This window comes from Pseudomonas sp. GV085, assembly GCF_003050925.1.
Taxonomy (GTDB): domain Bacteria; phylum Pseudomonadota; class Gammaproteobacteria; order Pseudomonadales; family Pseudomonadaceae; genus Aquipseudomonas.
Genome location: NZ_QAOV01000011.1, coordinates 105,903 through 122,985, shown reverse-complemented (window position 1 = coordinate 122,985; position 17,083 = coordinate 105,903). Strand labels below are relative to the sequence as shown.

The window sequence follows — 17,083 nt, the reverse complement described above, 5'->3', positions numbered from 1 at the left end:
GCCTCCTTTTTGTTATGCACCTGCACGACAGGCATGGCACGCATGACACCCTGACTGGAGTGATGAAACAAGCGGGCTAGAGCGCTGGGAGAAGGATGTAAGGTAATGACGCGTAAGAATTTTCTTACAGTATTCGAGAAGAGGCGATTTCACGGGGCTAATCTGTGGATTTCGTCATGTTTTCTTTACGATGCGTAATTCTGGCTTTCCACTTCGGACATTCCGGTGCGGCGACTGGCGCTTTCGCGAGCAGGCTCGCTCCCACAAGGGAACGCATTTTGCGAAAACAGCCCGATCTCCTGTGGGAGCGAGCCTGCTCGCGAATGCGGCCTCAAGAACAACACAGACATAAAGCCAGGCAAAAAAAAAACGCCAACCCGAAGGATTGGCGTTTTTTATGAAGCGCTCAGCCGATTATTCCGGCTTGCGACGACCAAAGCCCGGACGCTGGCCGGAACCGGCTGGTGCGCCACGGCGCTTGCCCGATGGCGTGTCACCGTCGACCAGCTTGATCCCCGGGCGCTTCGGCGCAGGCTTGGCCGGGCGCTTGGTGTCGACCGGACGATCGGCCACCGGCGTACCACGACCTTCGCCACGCTCGCTACGGCCATTGGCCGGACGCGGCGTGCGTGGACCGCGCTCGCTGCGCTCGCCGTCCTGACGGGCGGCTGGCTTGCGGCCTGGACGCTCGCCTTCAATCTGCGGCTCGCGGTTTTCACGCGGGGCAGCAGGTCCGCCACTCGCTGGACGCAGGGTGCGCACGCGCTCGGTCCTGGCCATCGGCCGCGACGACTTGCGCTGCATCCGGTCGAGCTTGTCCTTGCTCTTGGCGTTGAGTTGCGGCATGGCTACCGGCGTCAGGCCAACTTCGGCGCTGAGAATGTCGACTTCGTACTGGCTCATTTCACGCCAGCGACCCATCGGCAGGTCGGAGTTGAGGAACACCGGGCCGAAACGCACGCGCTTCAGACGGCTGACCACCAGGCCCTGGGATTCCCACAGGCGACGCACTTCACGGTTACGACCTTCCATTACCACGCAGTGGTACCAGTGGTTGAAACCTTCGCCACCTGGCGCCTGCTTGATGTCGGTGAACTTGGCCGGGCCATCTTCAAGAACAACGCCAGCCTTCAGGCGCTCGATCATCTCGTCATCGACTTCACCGCGTACACGCACGGCGTACTCGCGGTCCATCTCGTAGGACGGGTGCATCAAACGGTTGGCCAGTTCACCGTCGGTGGTGAACATCAGCAAACCGGTGGTATTGATGTCGAGACGGCCGATGTTGATCCAGCGCCCTTCTTTCGGACGCGGCAGCTTGTCGAACACCGTCGGACGACCTTCAGGGTCGACACGGGTGCAGATTTCGCCGTCGGGTTTGTTGTACATGATCACGCGGCGGACCGACTCGGCGGCCTCTTCACGCTTGATCACCTTGCCATCGATGGTGATGGCGTCGTGCATGTCGACACGCTGACCAAGGGTGGCGTCTTTGCCGTTGACCTTGATGCGGCCGTGGCTGATCCAGGCTTCCACGTCACGGCGCGAGCCAACGCCGATACGGGCGAGGACTTTCTGCAGTTTTTCGCCTGCTGGGCCAATTGGCTGGTCGTCTTGCTGGTCTTTGATACTCATCTGGGCACCTCCCGGTGTGGTCTGAAAACTGGGTACTTGGGCGAAGGGATCGCCGAAGGGTCGCGAATCATACGCGCATGAGGGCGTTTGCGCATCAGAGACTAGCTGATCAATGCAGGGTTATTTGTTTTTCCGCCGGCCGGTGGTTCGCAGCTTTCTGTATACACAACTCCCTGTAGGAGCGAGCCTGCTCGCGAAAGCGTCAGATCGGCCACATCTATGCCGGATGTGCCAACGCCATCGCGAGCAGGCTCGCTCCTACAGGGAATCGCATCAGTCCTCGAATTGACGACGTTCGGCCTCGATGGCCTCGGCCAGGGCTTGGGCTTCGGCTTCTTCGTCCGAAAGCTCCGGCTCGGGTTTCGTCTGTTCGAGCGCAGCTACAGCAGCCAAAAGCTTTTCCCGGGCTTCGGCAACGCCGAGGATGTCGTCTTCTTGCTCCGGCTCAATGTCCGGCTCAGACTGTGCCGCTTCGACTTCTGGTTCGAAAACCGACTGTTGCGGATCGAACTCGGGCGGCGCCCCATCACGCAGCAGGTCGTCGAAGTCGGTCTTGAGCCCCTCCTCCATGCTGTCCAGCTCCAGCAACAGCGTGTGGAAACTGGTTTCTTCCTTCGGCTCTTCCGGCTCGGCGCTGGCGTCGGCCAACGCTTGCAACCCGGCAGGTACGGGCGCGTCATCGAAATCGAGCACCGGATCCGGTTCCAGCTCGCGCAGTTCCGCCAGCGGCGGCAGATCGTCGAGGTTTTTCAGGTTGAAGTGATCGAGGAACGCCTTGGTGGTGGCGAACATCGCCGGTTTGCCGGGTACGTCACGGTAGCCGACGATGCGGATCCACTCGCGTTCCATCAACGTCTTGACGATGTTGCTGTTGACTGCCACGCCCCGCACGTCTTCGATTTCGCCACGGGTGATCGGCTGGCGATAGGCGATCAGGGCCATGGTTTCCAGCATGGCACGGGAGTAACGCTGCGGGCGCTCTTCCCACAGACGCCCGACCCAAGGCGCAAATTTCTCGCGAATCTGCAGGCGATAACCCGAGGCCACTTCCTTCAGTTCAAAGGCGCGGCCATCGCAGGACTTGGCCAGAATCGCCAGGGCCTTCTTGAACACCGGCGGCTCCGGGCGCTCGCCTTCCTCGAAGAGTTCGAACAGGCTTTCCAGAGATTGCGGCTTTCCCGAAGCCAACAGAAAGGCTTCGAGCAAGGGTGCCAGATCACGGGGTTCAGTCAGGTTCATGTTTCGACTCGTTATTCGGCTCGCGCTCGCACGTGGATCGCGGCAAATGGCTCATTCTGCACCAGCTCGACCAAGGATTCCTTGACCAATTCAAGGATCGCCATAAAGGTCACCACTACCCCCAGACGCCCTTCTTCAGCGGTGAACAGCTCGACAAACGGCACGAAACCGCCGCCCTTGAGCCGTTCCAGCACATCGCTCATGCGTTCACGGGTCGACAGCGCCTCGCGGCTGACCTGATGGCTTTCGAACATGTCGCCACGGCGCAACACCTCGGCCATCGACAGCAGCAACTCGGACAGACGCACGTCTGGTAGCAGCTTGCGCGCCCGGGCCTCTGGAGCGTCAAGCTTGGGCACCACCACATCACGACCGACGCGGCTAAGGCCATCGATGCCTTCGGCGGCAGCCTTGAAACGCTCGTATTCCTGCAAGCGGCGGATCAGTTCGGCGCGAGGGTCGTCCTCTTCGTCTTCAACGGTTTCGGCCCGTGGCAACAACATCCGCGACTTGATTTCGGCCAGCATCGCAGCCATCACCAGGTACTCGGCGGCCAGCTCCAGGCGCACCGACTGCATCAACTCTACGTAGCCCATGTACTGGCGGGTGATTTCCGCCACCGGGATGTCGAGAATGTTGATGTTCTGTTTGCGGATCAGGTACAGCAGCAGGTCGAGGGGCCCTTCGAAGGCTTCGAGGAAGACCTCGAGGGCATCCGGCGGGATGTACAGGTCCAGCGGCATTTCCATGACCGCCTGACCATAGACCATGGCGAAAGGCAGTTCCTGCTGGGCACCGGCCTGACTGTCGACGGGTTCTACTGCGGACATCTAGGCCTCGACCATGAACGGCGCAGGGTCGCCGCAGCCAACACGGATGACTTCCGGCTCGCCGTCGGCGAGGTTGATCACGGTGGACGCCTTGATCCCGCCGAAGCCACCGTCGATGATCAGATCGACCTGGTGTTCGAGCAGCTGGCGCATTTCATAGGGATCAAACATAGGGTCGGTTTCACCGGGCATGATCAGACTCACGCTCATCAACGGCTCGCCGAGCTGCTCCAGCAGTGCCAGGGCAATCGGATGGCTCGGCACCCGCAGGCCGATGGTGCGCTTCTTCGGGTGCAATAACAGTCGCGGTACTTCGCGGGTGGCGTTGAGAATGAACGTGTACGGCCCCGGCAAGTGGGCCTTGAGCAAGCGGAAAGTGCCGGTGTCGATCTTGGCAAACAGCCCCAATTGCGACAGATCGCAGCAAATCAGCGCAAAGTTGTGCTTTTCGTCCAGCCCGCGCAAACGTCGCACACGCTCCACAGCCACTTTGTCGCCGATCTGGCAACCAATGGCGTAGGAAGAGTCTGTGGGATAAATCACCACCCCGCCCTTGCGGATGATCTCGACTGCCTGTTTGATCAGGCGCGCTTGCGGGTTTTCCGGATGAATCTGGAAAAATTGACTCACATTCTCTACCTGTTCAGACGGCGGCAATAACTGGGTCATGTTTGAATCGACACCATAGTGGTGGCAGATCCTCCGGAAGTGGCCGGTATTCACCGATCTCCGACCAGCCTCCAGGGCCATGAAAATCACTGCCGGCGCTGACCAGCAGACCGAACTCGCGGGCCAGAATGGCCAGGCTGCCCACTTGCTCGGCAGGCTGGTAACCATTGACCACTTCGATGGCGTGGCCCCCTGCTTGAATATAGTCGGCAATCAGGCGGCGACGCTTGCTTCGGGTGAATTCGTAGTGCCAGGGGTGTGCCAGGCTCACCCAGGCTTTGGCTGCGCGCAGGGTTTCGACGGTTTCCTCCAGGGTCGGCCAGTGTTGCTTGACGTCGCCCAGTTTGCCGGCACCCAGCCATTTACGGAACGCCTCGGCGCGATCCTTGACGAAACCTTCACGCACCATCCAGTCGGCGAAATGCGGGCGGGCCGGCGCGTTACCGCTGTCGCCCAGCTCCTGCTGGATCTGGCGGGCGCCTTCCAGCGCCCCCGGCATACCTTTGAGCGCCAGTTTGCGGCTGATTTCCTCGGAGCGCAGCCAGCGGCCATCATGCAATCTGGCGATCGCCTCGACCAACGGCGCGGCGTTCACATCAAAACCGTAGCCCAATACATGAATGGTCGCGCCGCCCCAGGTGCAGGACAATTCGACGCCATTGACCAGTTGCATCCCCAGCGCGGTGGCCGCGTGGCGGGCCTCGTCAAGGCCTTCAAGGGTGTCGTGATCGGTCAGGGCCAGGACTCGCACGCCTTTCTCGAACGCCCGCGCCACCAGAACCGCAGGCGCCAGGGCGCCATCGGAGGCCGTGCTATGGCAGTGCAAATCAACATTCACAGGGCTTTGTAACCTCAAATCAGCTGGCGCTATCGCGCGCCCATATGTTTGTTATTATGCCGCCACATCCTGCTTCTGGCTGCCACTGTGAAACAATTCATCGATTTCATCCCGCTCCTGCTGTTTTTCATCGTGTTCAAAATCGACCCACGGGTCGTCGACATCGCCGGTCATGAGCTCACTGTAGGCGGTATTTACAGCGCCACCGCGATGCTGATCGTCAGTTCCCTGGTAGTCTACGGCACACTGTTCATCAAGCAGCGCAAGCTGGAGAAGAGCCAGTGGCTGACCCTGATCGCCTGCCTGGTCTTCGGCAGCCTCACGCTCGCCTTCCACAGCGAGACGTTCCTGAAGTGGAAAGCCCCGGTGGTCAACTGGCTGTTCGCCCTGGCGTTCATCGGCAGCCACTTCGTCGGTGACAGCCTGCTGATCAAGCGCATCATGGGCCACGCGCTGACCTTGCCGGAGCCGGTCTGGACGCGCCTGAACATTGCCTGGATCGCCTTCTTCCTGTTTTGCGGTGCCGCCAACCTGTTTGTCGCGTTCACCTTCCAGAGCTACTGGGTCGACTTCAAGGTCTTCGGCAGCCTGGGCATGACTTTGCTGTTCCTGGTCGGCCAGGGCATCTACCTGTCCCGCCATCTGCACGATGCCGATACCACTACGCCAAAAACCGAGGACTGACATGCTTTACGCAATCATTGCCACAGACGTCGCCAACTCCCTGGAAGCCCGCCTGGCCGCACGGCCTGCACACCTCGAGCGCCTGCAAGTACTCAAGGGCGAAGGCCGCATCGTTCTGGCCGGCCCAAATCCGGCGGTCGACAGCAATGATCCGGGCGCGGCGGGTTTCACTGGCAGCCTGATCGTCGCCGAATTCGATTCCCTGAGCGCCGCCCAGGCCTGGGCCGACGCCGATCCGTACATCGCCGCAGGCGTCTACGCCAACGTTCTGGTCAAGCCGTTCAAGCAAGTCCTGCCGTAACGTTCTTCTCGCAATTACCCCCACGCGATGAACCTTGTCGGTTCATCGCGCTCTCAATCGCTCATTATTCTCGTTTGCCGGCCGATAACCTGCCCAATGCCCGTATTGGAATCAGGAGTCGCGATGCGCAAAGGTCCGTTGTGTCTGATGTTGGTCACGTTGTCGATCGGGGCGCCCGCCCACGGTGAGGAAAGTGTCGAGAGTGGCAATTCGACGCCGCTTTCCTTGAGCGCCGGCGGCCAGATCACCGAGTTGCAACAACGCTTGAAAGAAAGCGAACGGCAACGGGAAGATCTGAACAAACAATTGCAAACTGCCGATGGCGAACGCGAAGGCCCGTTGCTGGCCCGGTTGCGCCAGGAGAACCAGCGCTTGAAGCTGCAACTCAAGGAAGCCCAGGCCAGCAGTCCGCTGCCACGCCTGCTGACCGACCAGCAACAATGGTTTGTCATTGGCGCCGGGGTAGCGCTATTGGCTCTGCTCTGCGGTATCTTCGCCAGTGGAGCAAGTCGAAAACGTCGACAATGGCTAAATTGAGTGAGTCATGAGCGAGCTGTTACTTATTGATGATGACCAGGAACTGTGCGAGCTCCTGAGCAGTTGGCTGAGCCAGGAAGGGTTTCAGGTACGTGCCTGTCACGACGGCCAGAGCGCGCGTCGTGCACTGGCCGAAACCGCCCCGGCGGCCGTGGTGCTGGATGTGATGTTGCCCGATGGCAGCGGCCTGGAACTGCTCAAGCAGTTGCGCAGCGATCACCCGGATCTACCGGTGCTGATGCTCTCGGCCCGGGGCGAGCCCCTTGACCGTATCCTCGGCCTGGAACTCGGCGCCGATGATTACCTGGCCAAACCCTGCGATCCACGGGAACTGACCGCCCGCCTGCGCGCTGTGCTGCGTCGTAGCCACCCGGCAGCGGTGTCCAGCCAGATGGAACTGGGCGACCTGTGTTTCAGCCCGGTGCGCGGCGTGGTCAGCATCGACGAGCAAGAGTTCACCCTCACCGTCTCCGAAAGCCGCCTGCTGGAAGCCCTGCTCAAGCAACCCGGCGAGCCCCTGGACAAACAGGAACTGGCGCAAATCGCTCTCGGTCGCAAGCTGACCCTGTACGACCGCAGCCTGGACATGCACGTCAGCAACCTGCGCAAGAAAATCGGCCCGCACCCCGATGGCCGACCGCGCATCGTCGCCCTGCGCAGCCGCGGCTACTACTACAGCCTCTGATCCCAACGCGCCCGCCTCTTGCTGACGACATGCGGTCCATGTAGGGGAATCGGAAGTTTTGTCGGGTCAGCCGAAAATCATGTTTACCAAAGCTTTACCCTCCGCTGACCGCCGCTGACCTTGATCTGCGTAATCTGCACTCATCCGGAACGTACCGGGAACGAGACAAGGAGATACACCATGCGCAAGACTCTTATCGCTCTGATGTTCGCAGCTGCCCTGCCGACCATGGCCATGGCCATGCCTGAAGGCACCGGCCCGATGGATGGGCCGATGGACGGTTCGCGCCACGGCGGTCAGATGCACGGCATGCACGGCAAAGGCCCGTACAGTGAACTGGACCTGAGCCGCGAACAGCGCGAGCAGATCCGCAAGATCATGGGCGAGCAGATGCACGAGCGTAAGCAACTGGTCGAGAAGTACCTGGAGAAACTCTCGCCAGCCGACCAGAAAGCCATGAAAGACGAGATGGCCGCTAACCACAAGAAAGTTGAAGCGGACGTGCGCGTCTTGCTGAAGCCGGATCAACAGAAAAAATTCGACGAGATCCAGAAAAAACAGGCCGAACGCCGCGCCGAGTGGGCCGAGTTCAAAGCCTGGAAAGCGCAACAACCGCAAAAGGCGCAATAATGCGCTAACCCCGGACCCAATGGCTAAACACCGTTGGGTCTGATGTTTTTACTGTAGGAGCGAGCTTGCTCGCGAAAAACGAATAGACAACACGTGCTGCCTGATGCCGCGCGTTATCGTTGACGTCCATCGCGAGCAAGCTCGCTCCTACATAGAGTTTTGTGTTTGCTTGAGGATTTTCCGTGCGTTCATTGTTCTGGCGTATTCTGGCCAGCTTCTGGCTGGCCATCGCACTAGTTGCCGGGCTCTCCATCCTGCTCGGGCACATGCTCAACCAGGACGCCTGGATTCTCAGCCGCCATCCGGGACTCAACACACTGGCCGAAGAGTGGACGCAAACCTACGAAAGCCAGGGCGAAGACGCCGCCCAGGACATTCTCCAGCAACGCAAACGCCAGTATCACATCGACGTTCAGGTGCTCAATGAAAGTGGTGACCCTGTGGTGCGCGGCACCTTCCCGAGACGTGCGGCAGCCTTTGAGGCGCGACAGAACGATAATGACCGGCGCTTGCCATGGCGGCGTCTGACCGATGAGTTCACCAGCGAAAAAACCGGTGACACCTACCTGTTCATCTACCGCATTCCGCACCCGGAACTGGACGCCTGGCACCGCGAGAGCCTGCTCTGGCCACTCAGTGCGCTGGGGATCGCCCTGGTGGTGCTGACCCTGTTCAGCCTGCTGGTGACCTTTTCCATCACCCGCCCGCTCAGCCGTCTGCGAGGAGCGGTGCATGACCTGGGGCAAACCGCTTATCAACAGAACAGCCTGGTCAAACTGGCCAATCGTCGCGATGAGTTCGGCGTGCTGGCCAACGACTTCAACCGCATGGGCGCACGCCTGCAAAGCCTGATTGGCAGTCAGCGGCAACTGCTGCGGGATGTGTCCCACGAACTGCGTTCGCCCCTCGCCCGCCTGCGTATCGCACTGGCGCTGGCCGAACGGGCCACTGCGCAAGAACGGGAGCAGCTCTGGCCGCGCCTGACCCGTGAGTGCGACCGACTGGAGGCACTGATCAGCGAAATCCTGGTGCTGGCGCGGGTCGACTCCGATAACGCCGGTGCGGAAGAGGTGGATCTGAACGCCTTGCTTTATACCCTGCAAAAGGATGCGCAACTCGGTTCACCCGAGCAGCTCGTCCACCTTGAAGCCGAGTCGCAACTGAATCTGAAGGGCTGGCCGACCATGATCGAACGGGCTGTCGACAACTTGCTGCGCAACGCCCAGCGCTTCAATCCGGCGGGTGGCCTGCCGATCGAAATGCAGGCGCTGCGCCAGGGTGAGCGAATCGTCGTGACCGTGCGCGATCACGGGCCCGGGGTCAGTGCCGAATACTTGAGCCAGCTCGGTGAGCCGTTCTATCGGGCACCGGGGCAGACCGCGGCCGGACACGGCCTGGGCCTGGCCATCGCCCGCCGTGCGGCGGAGCGCCATGGTGGCAGCCTGGTGCTGGCCAATCACCCGGAGGGCGGGTTCATTGCCAGTCTGGAATTGCCTTTGGTGCCGGGGGCTGTCGTTCAGCCCTGATCCTGGTTTGAACTACACAGATCTACTGTGGGAGCGAGCTTGCTCGCGATAGCGGCCGGTCAGTCAACTTGATTGTTGAGTGTGCCGCCGTCATCGCGAGCAAGCTCGCTCCCACAGGTTTTGCAGTGTCAGGCTTTACCCGGCCAGGCGCTGACAAACTCGGTCAGATCGACCTTCTCGGCCACTCGCGGTTCTTTCTGCGGCGTGCCAAGGTACAGGAAAGCAATCACCTGTTCCCCCTCCGTCAAGCCAAGCCCCTTGGCCACATGCGGCGAGTAAGCCAGGTCACCGGTACGCCACACCGCACCAATGCCCTGCGCATAGGCCGCGAGCAAAATCCCATGGGCCGCACAGCCCGCCGCCAGCAACTGCTCGGACTTCGGATACTTGACGTGATCCTGCAACCGCGCAATCACCACTACCACCAGCGGTGCCCGCAGCGGACCATTGCGCGCCTTGTCGATGGCCGCTTCGCTGACTTCGCTGTCCGAAAGTTTCGCCGCTTCGGCCAGCAACTCGCCCATTTGCTCGCGCGCCGCGCCTTCCACCGTCAGGAAGCGCCACGGCTGCAAGTGACCGTGATCCGGGGCGCGCATGGCGGCGCCAAACAGCACTTCGCGCTGCTCGGCAGTGGGTGCAGGGTCAATCAGTCGTGGAACGGAAACACGGTTGAGCAAAGCGTCGAGAGCCTGCATCGGCTACCTCCTGAAAAATTTGTGCGGCTATTCTAGCGGCAACTGCGGCAGCAGTGCCGGTTTACATGCCCTGCCTCGCGGGTAGAATGGCGCCCTTTCCACTATCAGCCGAGCGGACCTCATGGCGTTGCCGACCTTACGGATCATTGGTTTCATCATCGGCATCTTCCTGATCACGCTGGCGATCTCCATGGTCGTGCCCATGGCCACGCTGGTCATTTTCGACCGCACCAGCGACCTGCCGTCTTTCCTCTGGGCCAGCATGATCACCTTTGTCGCCGGTTTGGCGCTGGTGATTCCTGGGCGCCCCGAGCACATTCACCTGCGCCCCCGGGACATGTACCTGCTGACCGTCAGCAGCTGGCTGGTGGTGTGCATCTTTGCCGCGCTGCCGTTCCTGCTGACCCAGCACATCAGTTACACCGATTCATTCTTCGAAAGCATGTCCGGCATCACCGCCACCGGCGCAACCGTACTCAGCGGCCTGGACAGCATGTCCCCCGGCATCCTGATGTGGCGCTCGTTGCTGCACTGGCTCGGCGGCATCGGCTTCATCGGCATGGCGGTGGCGATCCTGCCGCTCTTGCGTATCGGTGGCATGCGGCTGTTCCAGACCGAATCGTCGGACCGCTCGGAAAAAGTCATGCCTCGCTCGCACATGGTGGCGCGCCTGATCGTGGCAGCGTACGTCGGCATTACCATTGTCGGCAGCCTGGCGTTCTGGTGGGCCGGAATGAGCCCGTTCGATGCGGTCAACCACGCGATGTCGGCGATTTCCACCGGCGGCTTCTCCACCTCCGACCAGTCCTTGGCCAAGTGGCCGGAGCCTGCGGTGCATTGGGTCGCGATCGTCATCATGATTCTCGGTGCCCTGCCGTTCACCCTGTATGTCGCCATGTTGCGTGGTAACCGTCGGGCGCTGATCAAGGATGAACAGGTTCAAGGCCTGCTCGGCATGCTGCTGGTGACCTGGCTGGTGCTCGGCACCTGGTATTGGTGGACTACCCAACTGCATTGGCTGGAAGCACTGCGGCATGTGGCGCTGAACGTGACGTCGGTGGTGACGACGACCGGTTTCGCACTGGGGGACTACAGCCTGTGGGGCAATTTCTCGCTGATGCTGTTCTTCTATCTGGGGTTTGTCGGCGGTTGCTCCGGCTCGACCGCGGGCGGTATCAAGATTTTCCGCTTCCAGGTGGCCTATATCCTGCTCAAGGCCAACCTTAACCAACTGATTCACCCGCGGGCGGTAATCAAGCAGAAGTACAACGGTCACCGCCTTGACGAAGAAATCGTGCGTTCGATCCTGACCTTTTCGTTTTTCTTCGCAATCACCATCTGCGTGATTGCGCTGCTGCTGTCGCTGCTCGGCGTGGACTGGATGACTGCCCTCACCGGCGCGGCCAGTACCGTGTCCGGTGTCGGCCCGGGGCTCGGCGAAACCATCGGCCCGGCAGGCAACTTCGCCACCCTGCCGGATGCCGCCAAGTGGATTCTGTCGTTCGGCATGCTGCTGGGCCGACTGGAGATCATTACGGTGTTTGTGCTGTGTATTCCGGCATTTTGGCGTCATTGACCGCTTCAGATATTTGCATCAGCCGCATCCGGTACTCGCCGGGTGTGGCATCGAACCAGCGGCGGAACGCGCGGAAGAAGTTGCTCGGATCGGCGAAACCCAGCAAGTAGGCGATTTCCAGCAAGGTCATGCTCGGTTGCGCCAGGTACTGCTCGGCCAGTTCACGCCGGGTATCGTCCAGCAGCACCTGAAAACTCGTGCCCTCTTCCTGCAAACGCCGTTGCAAGGTGCGCTGGGACAGATGCAGCGTCTGCGCCACGGTGTCGCGCTTGGGCTCGCCCTGGGGCAACAGGCGACACAACACCTGCCGCGCCTGGTGGGTCACGCGGTTTTCGGAAAAGCGCGTCAGGTACTCGCCGGCAAAGCGGTCATGCAGCAAGGCCATCGCCTCGTTGGCCGTCGGCAGTGGCGCCTCCATGTCCGCGCGTTCGAAAATCAGCGCATCGTAAGGCGCGTTGAACAGCAGCGGCGCGTGGAAGGCTTGTTTATAGGGTTCAAGGTTGACCGGCTCGGCGCCTTGCAGCAACACTTTGCGTGGTTGCAACGTACGCCCGGTCAACCAGCCGCACAGCGCCAAGGCACAGGCCAGTGAAGCTTCAGCGCTTTGCCGGGTCGGCGGCAGATGGTCGCCATGTACCGCCAGAATCAGCGCATAGCCTTCTTCCAGCAGCTTGAAACTCAGGTCGGCACTTTCGGCGATGATGCGCTGATAGCGCACCAGACGCTGAAAGCCTTCGGCGAGAGTCTGGCTGGACATCAAGGCGTAACCGGCCACATGAAACTGCGCCGGTCGCACCACCTTGCCCATGTTCAGGCCGATGGCCGGATTGCCGGACAGCTCGACCGCACGCTGCCACAGCCGTGTCATGGAGTCTTGCGGGAAGCGTGCGTCCGGATCATCCAGTGCTGCGTAGTCGAGCCCCAGCTGCTTGAACAGAACCCGGCAATCCAGGCCGTCCATCTCCAGCGCTTTGACAATCCCCATCGCCCAGCTTGCAGAAGTCGTTCGTTCGCTCATGGCGTTTTCTTACATGGTGGCCGAATGCTACGGCTCTTGACCGAAGGATACTAAAGTGGCGCCTATTGTCACTGGCTGATGCCATTGATCACTCTAGACTCAAATAAGCTACCCGCAGAACAACTTGTAGCAGGAAAAATAACCACAGAGATCGCTGTCGTGGAAAACGTCAAACGATTCAACAGCTTCGCAGAGTTCTATCCTTACTACCTCAGTGAGCACAGCAACAGTACCTGCCGCCGTTTACACTTCATCGGCACGACCCTGGTTATCTTGATTCTGACGCTGACCATTGGTCGCGGCGCATGGATGCTGTTGTGGGCCATGCCTGTGGCGGGTTACAGCTTTGCCTGGGTCGGGCATTTCTTCTTCGAGAAGAACCGCCCGGCAACGTTCCAACACCCCTTTTATAGCCTGCTCGGCGATTTTGTCATGTACCGGGACATGGTTCTGGGACGCGTTCCGTTCTAGCTGACATCCGTCACAAGAGAGTTGCCTATGAATGCCAATGCCCGCTTCACCCACATGAAGGACGGTACGCAGGAAGACTGGGCGATCATCGCTGCGGACTTCAGTGCCTACGCGCGACAATTACCAACAAGGATTGTGACGCACTTGGAGCTGCTGGAGGGTGATTTCGGCGGGTTCCCGGTGGACCGCCTGACCCACTCCCTGCAAACCGCCACCCGCGCCTGGCGCGATGGTCGCGACGAAGAGTACGTGGTCTGTGCCCTGCTCCATGACATCGGCGACACCCTGGGCTCCTACAATCACCCGGATATCGCGGCGGCGATTCTCAAGCCGTTCGTCAGCGCCGAGAACTTGTGGATGGTGGAAAAGCACGGGATTTTCCAGGGTTACTACTTCTTCCATCACCTGGGCATGGATCGGCATCTGCGTGAACAATTCCAGGAGCATCCGCAGTACCAGGCGACCGTCGAGTTCTGTGCCAGGTACGATGCAGCGGCGTTTGACCCGGCGTACGACACGCTGCCATTGAGCTTTTTCGAACCGATGATGGAGCGGTTGTTTGCGCACCCCAGGAGTTCGATCTACAAGGCGGCGATGGAAGAGCACGCGCCGGTCTGACAGATCCAGCGGGACCGCTTCGCGGTCCATCGCGAGCAAGCTCGCTCCTACAGGGTTTTGCGGCGCGAGCAGATTCTGTATTCAGCAAAAATCTACTGTAGGAGCGAGCCTGCTCGCGATGAGGCCCACACAGGCACAGTGACTTTCAGGCCAACTCGGTGACCCTGGCCGTCTTCAACTGCGCCTCGCGCGCCTGGGCATCCGCCAGGCGATACAACTCGATCGAACCATCCCAATGCTCGATCAGCGCCGTGCACGACTCCACCCAGTCGCCGCAATTGAGGTAGTCCACTTCGCCGACCTTGCGAATCTCGGCATGGTGAATGTGCCCGCACACCACGCCGTGCAGCTCGCGTTTGACGCACTCATGGGCGATGGCTTCTTCGAAGTCGCTGATGAAGCTGACCGCGGTTTTCACCTTGTGCTTGAGGTAGGCCGACAGTGACCAGTAGCCGTAGCCATATCGCGCGCGCCAATGATTGAGCCAGCGGTTGAGGGTCAGGGTGAATTCGTAGGCCGAGTCACCGAGAAAGGCCAGCCAGCGATGGTAACGGGTGATCACATCGAACTGGTCGCCATGGATCACCAGCAGATGCCGGCCGTCGGCGGTGACATGCACGGCTTCGTCAACCAACTGGATATTGCCCAGAATCAGCTTCGAATAGCGGCGCAGGAATTCGTCGTGGTTACCGGTGACGTAGATCACCTCGGTGCCACGCTTGCTCATGGTCAACAGGCGCCGGATCACATTGGTATGCGCTTGTGGCCAGTACATGCCGCCGCGCAGCTTCCAGCCGTCGATGATGTCGCCGACCAGGTAGATTCTGTCCGCGTGGTAGCTCTTGAGAAACTGCGACAGGTGTTCCGCCTGGCAATCCCGGGTGCCCAAATGCACGTCGGAAATCCATAAAGTCCGTACGCGTTGCTTACGGGTGGGTTTGGCGAGCTCGGCGCTGGTCATGGGCAACCCTCTGGCAAGTTTTGCCAAGTCTGCCCCGGCCCGGTTAATCGTCCATGACAGCGTCAAGTCAGTCCTGTGACAGCGCTTGCAGGTCCGCTCGGTGTAGACTGACGCCCTGAACCGGGAGACCTGCGATGAGACCGATCCTCACGCTTCGCCAATACAGCCATGACCTGATCGTCCACAGCCACGACCACGCGCAATTGGTGTTCGGGCTTTCGGGCGCGCTGAATTTCGAGGTGGACGGTCGTGGCAGCCAGGTGGTGCAGCAGAGTTTCGTGGTGATACCGTCGGGCGCTCATCATGCGTGTGGCAGCCCCAATGGCAGCCGCTGCCTGGTGCTGGACGTGCCCGGCGAACAATGGGTTGTCCAGTCGTTGGGCGATCACGCCGAGTCCAGCCGACGCTTGCTCGACAACGCCGGCCGACTGTCACTGGATGCCGGGCAAAGCCAATTGGTCAGTTGGCTGGCGAGCAGTCCGGTCGATGATCCGCTGATTGCACAACAAGGCGCGGTGCTGCTACTGGCCAGTCTCAACAGCGCCAGGCCCGAGGCCGTCGGCGGCCGGCGCCTGCCCTATGCCGCGCTGAACGCGCACATCGATCAGTACGCGGCGTACCCGCTGCAAGTGGCCGACCTGGCCCGGGTGGCCGGCCTTTCCAGTGCCCGTTTACATGCGCGGTTCGTGGCCGAATGCGGGCAGACGCCGATGGACTACATCCGCAGCCGACGCCTGCACATAGCGGTGGGCTTGCTGCGCAACTCGGCGCTGCCCATCGGCGAGATTGCCAGCCGAGTCGGCTACAGCTCCCAGAGTGCCTTTGCGGCGGCGGTATTGCGCGAGTTCGGGGCATCGCCCGGGAAATTGCGGCGCGAGGCTGGCGACAAAAAACGCTAGTCTGCCGACAGACACAGCGGGGCCGCACGGTTCAATGTAGGAGCTGCCGAAGGCTCCTACATGATTTTACTGTTAAGGATTTCAATGACTCCCCGTACCGCCCTTGGCGCCCTGCATATCGGCGCATTGATGTTCGGTCTGACCGGCGTGTTCGGCAAACTGGCCGCCGCGTCACCGGTGATCATCGTTTTCGGCCGCGCCGCTTTTGCCGTGCTTGCGCTGGCGTTTTTTGCACGGTTCGCCAGCCAGACGCGCTGGCAGAAACTCGAGGCCGTGGACTGGCGTCGACTGCTGCTCAGCGGCTTGTTGCTGGCCGGGCACTGGGTGAGTTTCTTCATTGCGGTGAAAGTCGCAGGCGTGGCGATTGCGACGCTCGGCTTCGCCAGTTTCCCGGCCTTTACCGTGATCCTCGAAGGGCTGATCTTCCGCGAGCGCATTCGCACCAATGAGATCGTGCTGGTGCTGCTGGTGAGTGTCGGGCTGGTGCTGGTCACGCCTGATTTTGACCTGGCCAGCGGCGCCACCACCGGTCTGCTGTGGGCCGTGGCTTCCGGGTTGTTGTTCGCCCTGTTGTCGCTGACCAACCGTGCCAGCTCCGGGCGCGTCCCGCCCGTGCAGGCAGCGCTGTGCCAGAACGTGGTGGTTGCCCTGTGCCTGCTGCCGGTGGCGGCGCCTCAATTGAGCGAAGTGCGTGCCATCGACTGGCTGTGGATCGGCCTGCTCGGTGTGTTCTGTACCGGTGTCGCCCACAGCCTGTTCGTCGCCAGCCTCGCGGTGATCAAGGCACGCACCGCCGCCGTGGTGTTCGCCCTGGAGCCGGTCTACGGCATCACCGTCGCTTGGTTGCTGTTCAACGAAAACCCGACCCTGCGCATGTTGCTGGGGGGCGCGCTGATCATTGTGGCGATTGTGGTGTCCAGCAGGTTCTCGACTGGCACAAGCAAGAAAGCCGTCACAGCCGAGGCTGCGTCTCACTGAGTGCGGTCGTTGTGCCCCAGGTCGCGGTCCGGGTCGATCTGGTCGCGGACCCGCTGCTTGAGCACTTTGGCCTCAGGAAAGCCACCGTCCGCCTTACGCTCCCAGATCTGCACGGCGTCACAGTAAATATGAAAGACCCCGCCAGTGCCCGGCACCAGGGAGACTTTGCCCAGGTCATCACCAAAGGTGCTGAGCAGCTCCTGGGCCAGCCAGGCCGCACGCAACAGCCACTGGCATTGCGTGCAATAGGTGATGACGATTTCCGGTTTGCTGACGGTCATGATGGGACGTGA

At 61.0% G+C, this 17,083-nt stretch carries 20 protein-coding genes; 11 read left to right on the top strand and 9 right to left on the bottom strand.

Annotated features, from left to right (window positions below; genetic code table 11):
• Positions 1-414 precede the first annotated feature (414 nt).
• From rluB to C8K63_RS21990, 5 genes are all read right to left on the bottom strand, one after another.
• A complete protein-coding gene (rluB, locus tag C8K63_RS22010) occupies positions 415-1,635 on the bottom strand; it encodes a 23S rRNA pseudouridine(2605) synthase RluB (RefSeq protein WP_108218601.1) in 1,221 nt (406 codons plus the stop codon).
• Between the two features lie 273 nt (positions 1,636-1,908).
• On the bottom strand, positions 1,909-2,874 hold the full coding sequence (gene scpB, locus C8K63_RS22005) for an SMC-Scp complex subunit ScpB (protein ID WP_108218600.1): 966 nt from the start codon (positions 2,872-2,874) through the stop codon (positions 1,909-1,911).
• Positions 2,875-2,885: 11 nt separating this feature from the next.
• Positions 2,886-3,644, bottom strand: a complete 759-nt coding sequence (locus tag C8K63_RS22000; RefSeq protein WP_173862173.1) for a ScpA family protein — start codon at positions 3,642-3,644, stop codon at positions 2,886-2,888.
• Between the two features lie 60 nt (positions 3,645-3,704).
• Entirely contained in the window at positions 3,705-4,334 is a 630-nt protein-coding gene (locus C8K63_RS21995; RefSeq protein WP_108218704.1) for an L-threonylcarbamoyladenylate synthase, read from the bottom strand.
• 13 nt (positions 4,335-4,347) lie between these two features.
• Positions 4,348-5,211: a PHP domain-containing protein gene (locus tag C8K63_RS21990; protein WP_108218599.1), complete on the bottom strand. Its 864-nt coding sequence runs from the start codon at positions 5,209-5,211 to the stop codon at positions 4,348-4,350.
• Between the two features lie 87 nt (positions 5,212-5,298).
• On the opposite strand from C8K63_RS21990, the gene C8K63_RS21985 reads away from it, so the two are divergent.
• From C8K63_RS21985 to C8K63_RS21960, 6 genes are all read left to right on the top strand, one after another.
• Positions 5,299-5,895: a septation protein A gene (locus C8K63_RS21985; RefSeq protein ID WP_102699472.1), complete on the top strand. Its 597-nt coding sequence runs from the start codon at positions 5,299-5,301 to the stop codon at positions 5,893-5,895.
• 1 nt (position 5,896) lies between these two features.
• Entirely contained in the window at positions 5,897-6,196 is a 300-nt protein-coding gene (locus C8K63_RS21980; RefSeq protein WP_108218598.1) for a YciI family protein, read from the top strand.
• A gap of 123 nt (positions 6,197-6,319) precedes the next feature.
• A complete protein-coding gene (locus C8K63_RS21975) occupies positions 6,320-6,733 on the top strand; it encodes a translation initiation factor 2 (protein WP_108218597.1) in 414 nt (137 codons plus the stop codon).
• Between the two features lie 7 nt (positions 6,734-6,740).
• Positions 6,741-7,418 (top strand): response regulator transcription factor, encoded by a 678-nt coding sequence (locus C8K63_RS21970; RefSeq protein WP_007984138.1) that lies wholly within the window; start codon positions 6,741-6,743, stop codon positions 7,416-7,418.
• Positions 7,419-7,598: 180 nt separating this feature from the next.
• The gene (locus C8K63_RS21965) at positions 7,599-8,048 is read left to right on the top strand and encodes an LTXXQ domain protein (RefSeq protein WP_108218596.1); all 450 of its coding nucleotides are present in this window, start codon (positions 7,599-7,601) and stop codon (positions 8,046-8,048) included.
• Positions 8,049-8,230: 182 nt separating this feature from the next.
• Complete coding sequence (locus C8K63_RS21960; RefSeq protein ID WP_108218595.1) at positions 8,231-9,574, top strand: HAMP domain-containing sensor histidine kinase; 1,344 nt, start codon at positions 8,231-8,233, stop codon at positions 9,572-9,574.
• A gap of 128 nt (positions 9,575-9,702) precedes the next feature.
• On the opposite strand, the gene C8K63_RS21955 is transcribed toward C8K63_RS21960, so the two are convergent.
• Complete coding sequence (locus tag C8K63_RS21955) at positions 9,703-10,269, bottom strand: NAD(P)H nitroreductase (protein ID WP_108218594.1); 567 nt, start codon at positions 10,267-10,269, stop codon at positions 9,703-9,705.
• A 121-nt stretch (positions 10,270-10,390) separates the two neighbouring features.
• Here C8K63_RS21955 and C8K63_RS21950 point away from each other — a divergent pair, with 121 nt between their 5' ends.
• The gene (locus C8K63_RS21950; RefSeq protein ID WP_108218593.1) at positions 10,391-11,845 is read left to right on the top strand and encodes a TrkH family potassium uptake protein; all 1,455 of its coding nucleotides are present in this window, start codon (positions 10,391-10,393) and stop codon (positions 11,843-11,845) included.
• On the opposite strand, the gene C8K63_RS21945 is transcribed toward C8K63_RS21950, so the two are convergent.
• Positions 11,802-12,863: an AraC family transcriptional regulator gene (locus C8K63_RS21945; RefSeq protein WP_108218592.1), complete on the bottom strand. Its 1,062-nt coding sequence runs from the start codon at positions 12,861-12,863 to the stop codon at positions 11,802-11,804. The genes C8K63_RS21950 and C8K63_RS21945 overlap by 44 nt on opposite strands.
• Positions 12,864-13,022: 159 nt before the next feature.
• On the opposite strand from C8K63_RS21945, the gene C8K63_RS21940 reads away from it, so the two are divergent.
• Positions 13,023-13,334, top strand: a complete 312-nt coding sequence (locus C8K63_RS21940; protein WP_108218591.1) for a DUF962 domain-containing protein — start codon at positions 13,023-13,025, stop codon at positions 13,332-13,334.
• 27 nt (positions 13,335-13,361) lie between these two features.
• Positions 13,362-13,952 carry an HD domain-containing protein gene (locus C8K63_RS21935; protein WP_108218590.1) on the top strand — a complete coding sequence of 197 codons (591 nt, stop codon included), beginning with the start codon at positions 13,362-13,364 and terminating at the stop codon, positions 13,950-13,952.
• A 145-nt stretch (positions 13,953-14,097) separates the two neighbouring features.
• Here the strand turns inward: C8K63_RS21935 and C8K63_RS21930 are convergent, their stop codons facing one another.
• The gene (locus C8K63_RS21930) at positions 14,098-14,913 is read right to left on the bottom strand and encodes a UDP-2,3-diacylglucosamine diphosphatase (RefSeq protein WP_108218589.1); all 816 of its coding nucleotides are present in this window, start codon (positions 14,911-14,913) and stop codon (positions 14,098-14,100) included.
• A 134-nt stretch (positions 14,914-15,047) separates the two neighbouring features.
• Between C8K63_RS21930 and C8K63_RS21925 the strand changes: the two genes are divergently transcribed.
• Together C8K63_RS21925 and C8K63_RS21920 are read left to right on the top strand one after the other, a co-directional pair.
• Positions 15,048-15,812, top strand: coding sequence for an AraC family transcriptional regulator (locus tag C8K63_RS21925; protein ID WP_108218588.1), 765 nt, complete (start codon positions 15,048-15,050; stop codon positions 15,810-15,812).
• Positions 15,813-15,896: 84 nt separating this feature from the next.
• On the top strand, positions 15,897-16,790 hold the full coding sequence (locus C8K63_RS21920; RefSeq protein WP_108218587.1) for a DMT family transporter: 894 nt from the start codon (positions 15,897-15,899) through the stop codon (positions 16,788-16,790).
• On the opposite strand, the gene C8K63_RS21915 is transcribed toward C8K63_RS21920, so the two are convergent.
• Positions 16,784-17,071 carry a SelT/SelW/SelH family protein gene (locus tag C8K63_RS21915; RefSeq protein WP_108218586.1) on the bottom strand — a complete coding sequence of 96 codons (288 nt, stop codon included), beginning with the start codon at positions 17,069-17,071 and terminating at the stop codon, positions 16,784-16,786. The two genes, C8K63_RS21920 and C8K63_RS21915, sit on opposite strands and share 7 nt — an antisense overlap.
• Positions 17,072-17,083: the final 12 nt, after the last annotated feature.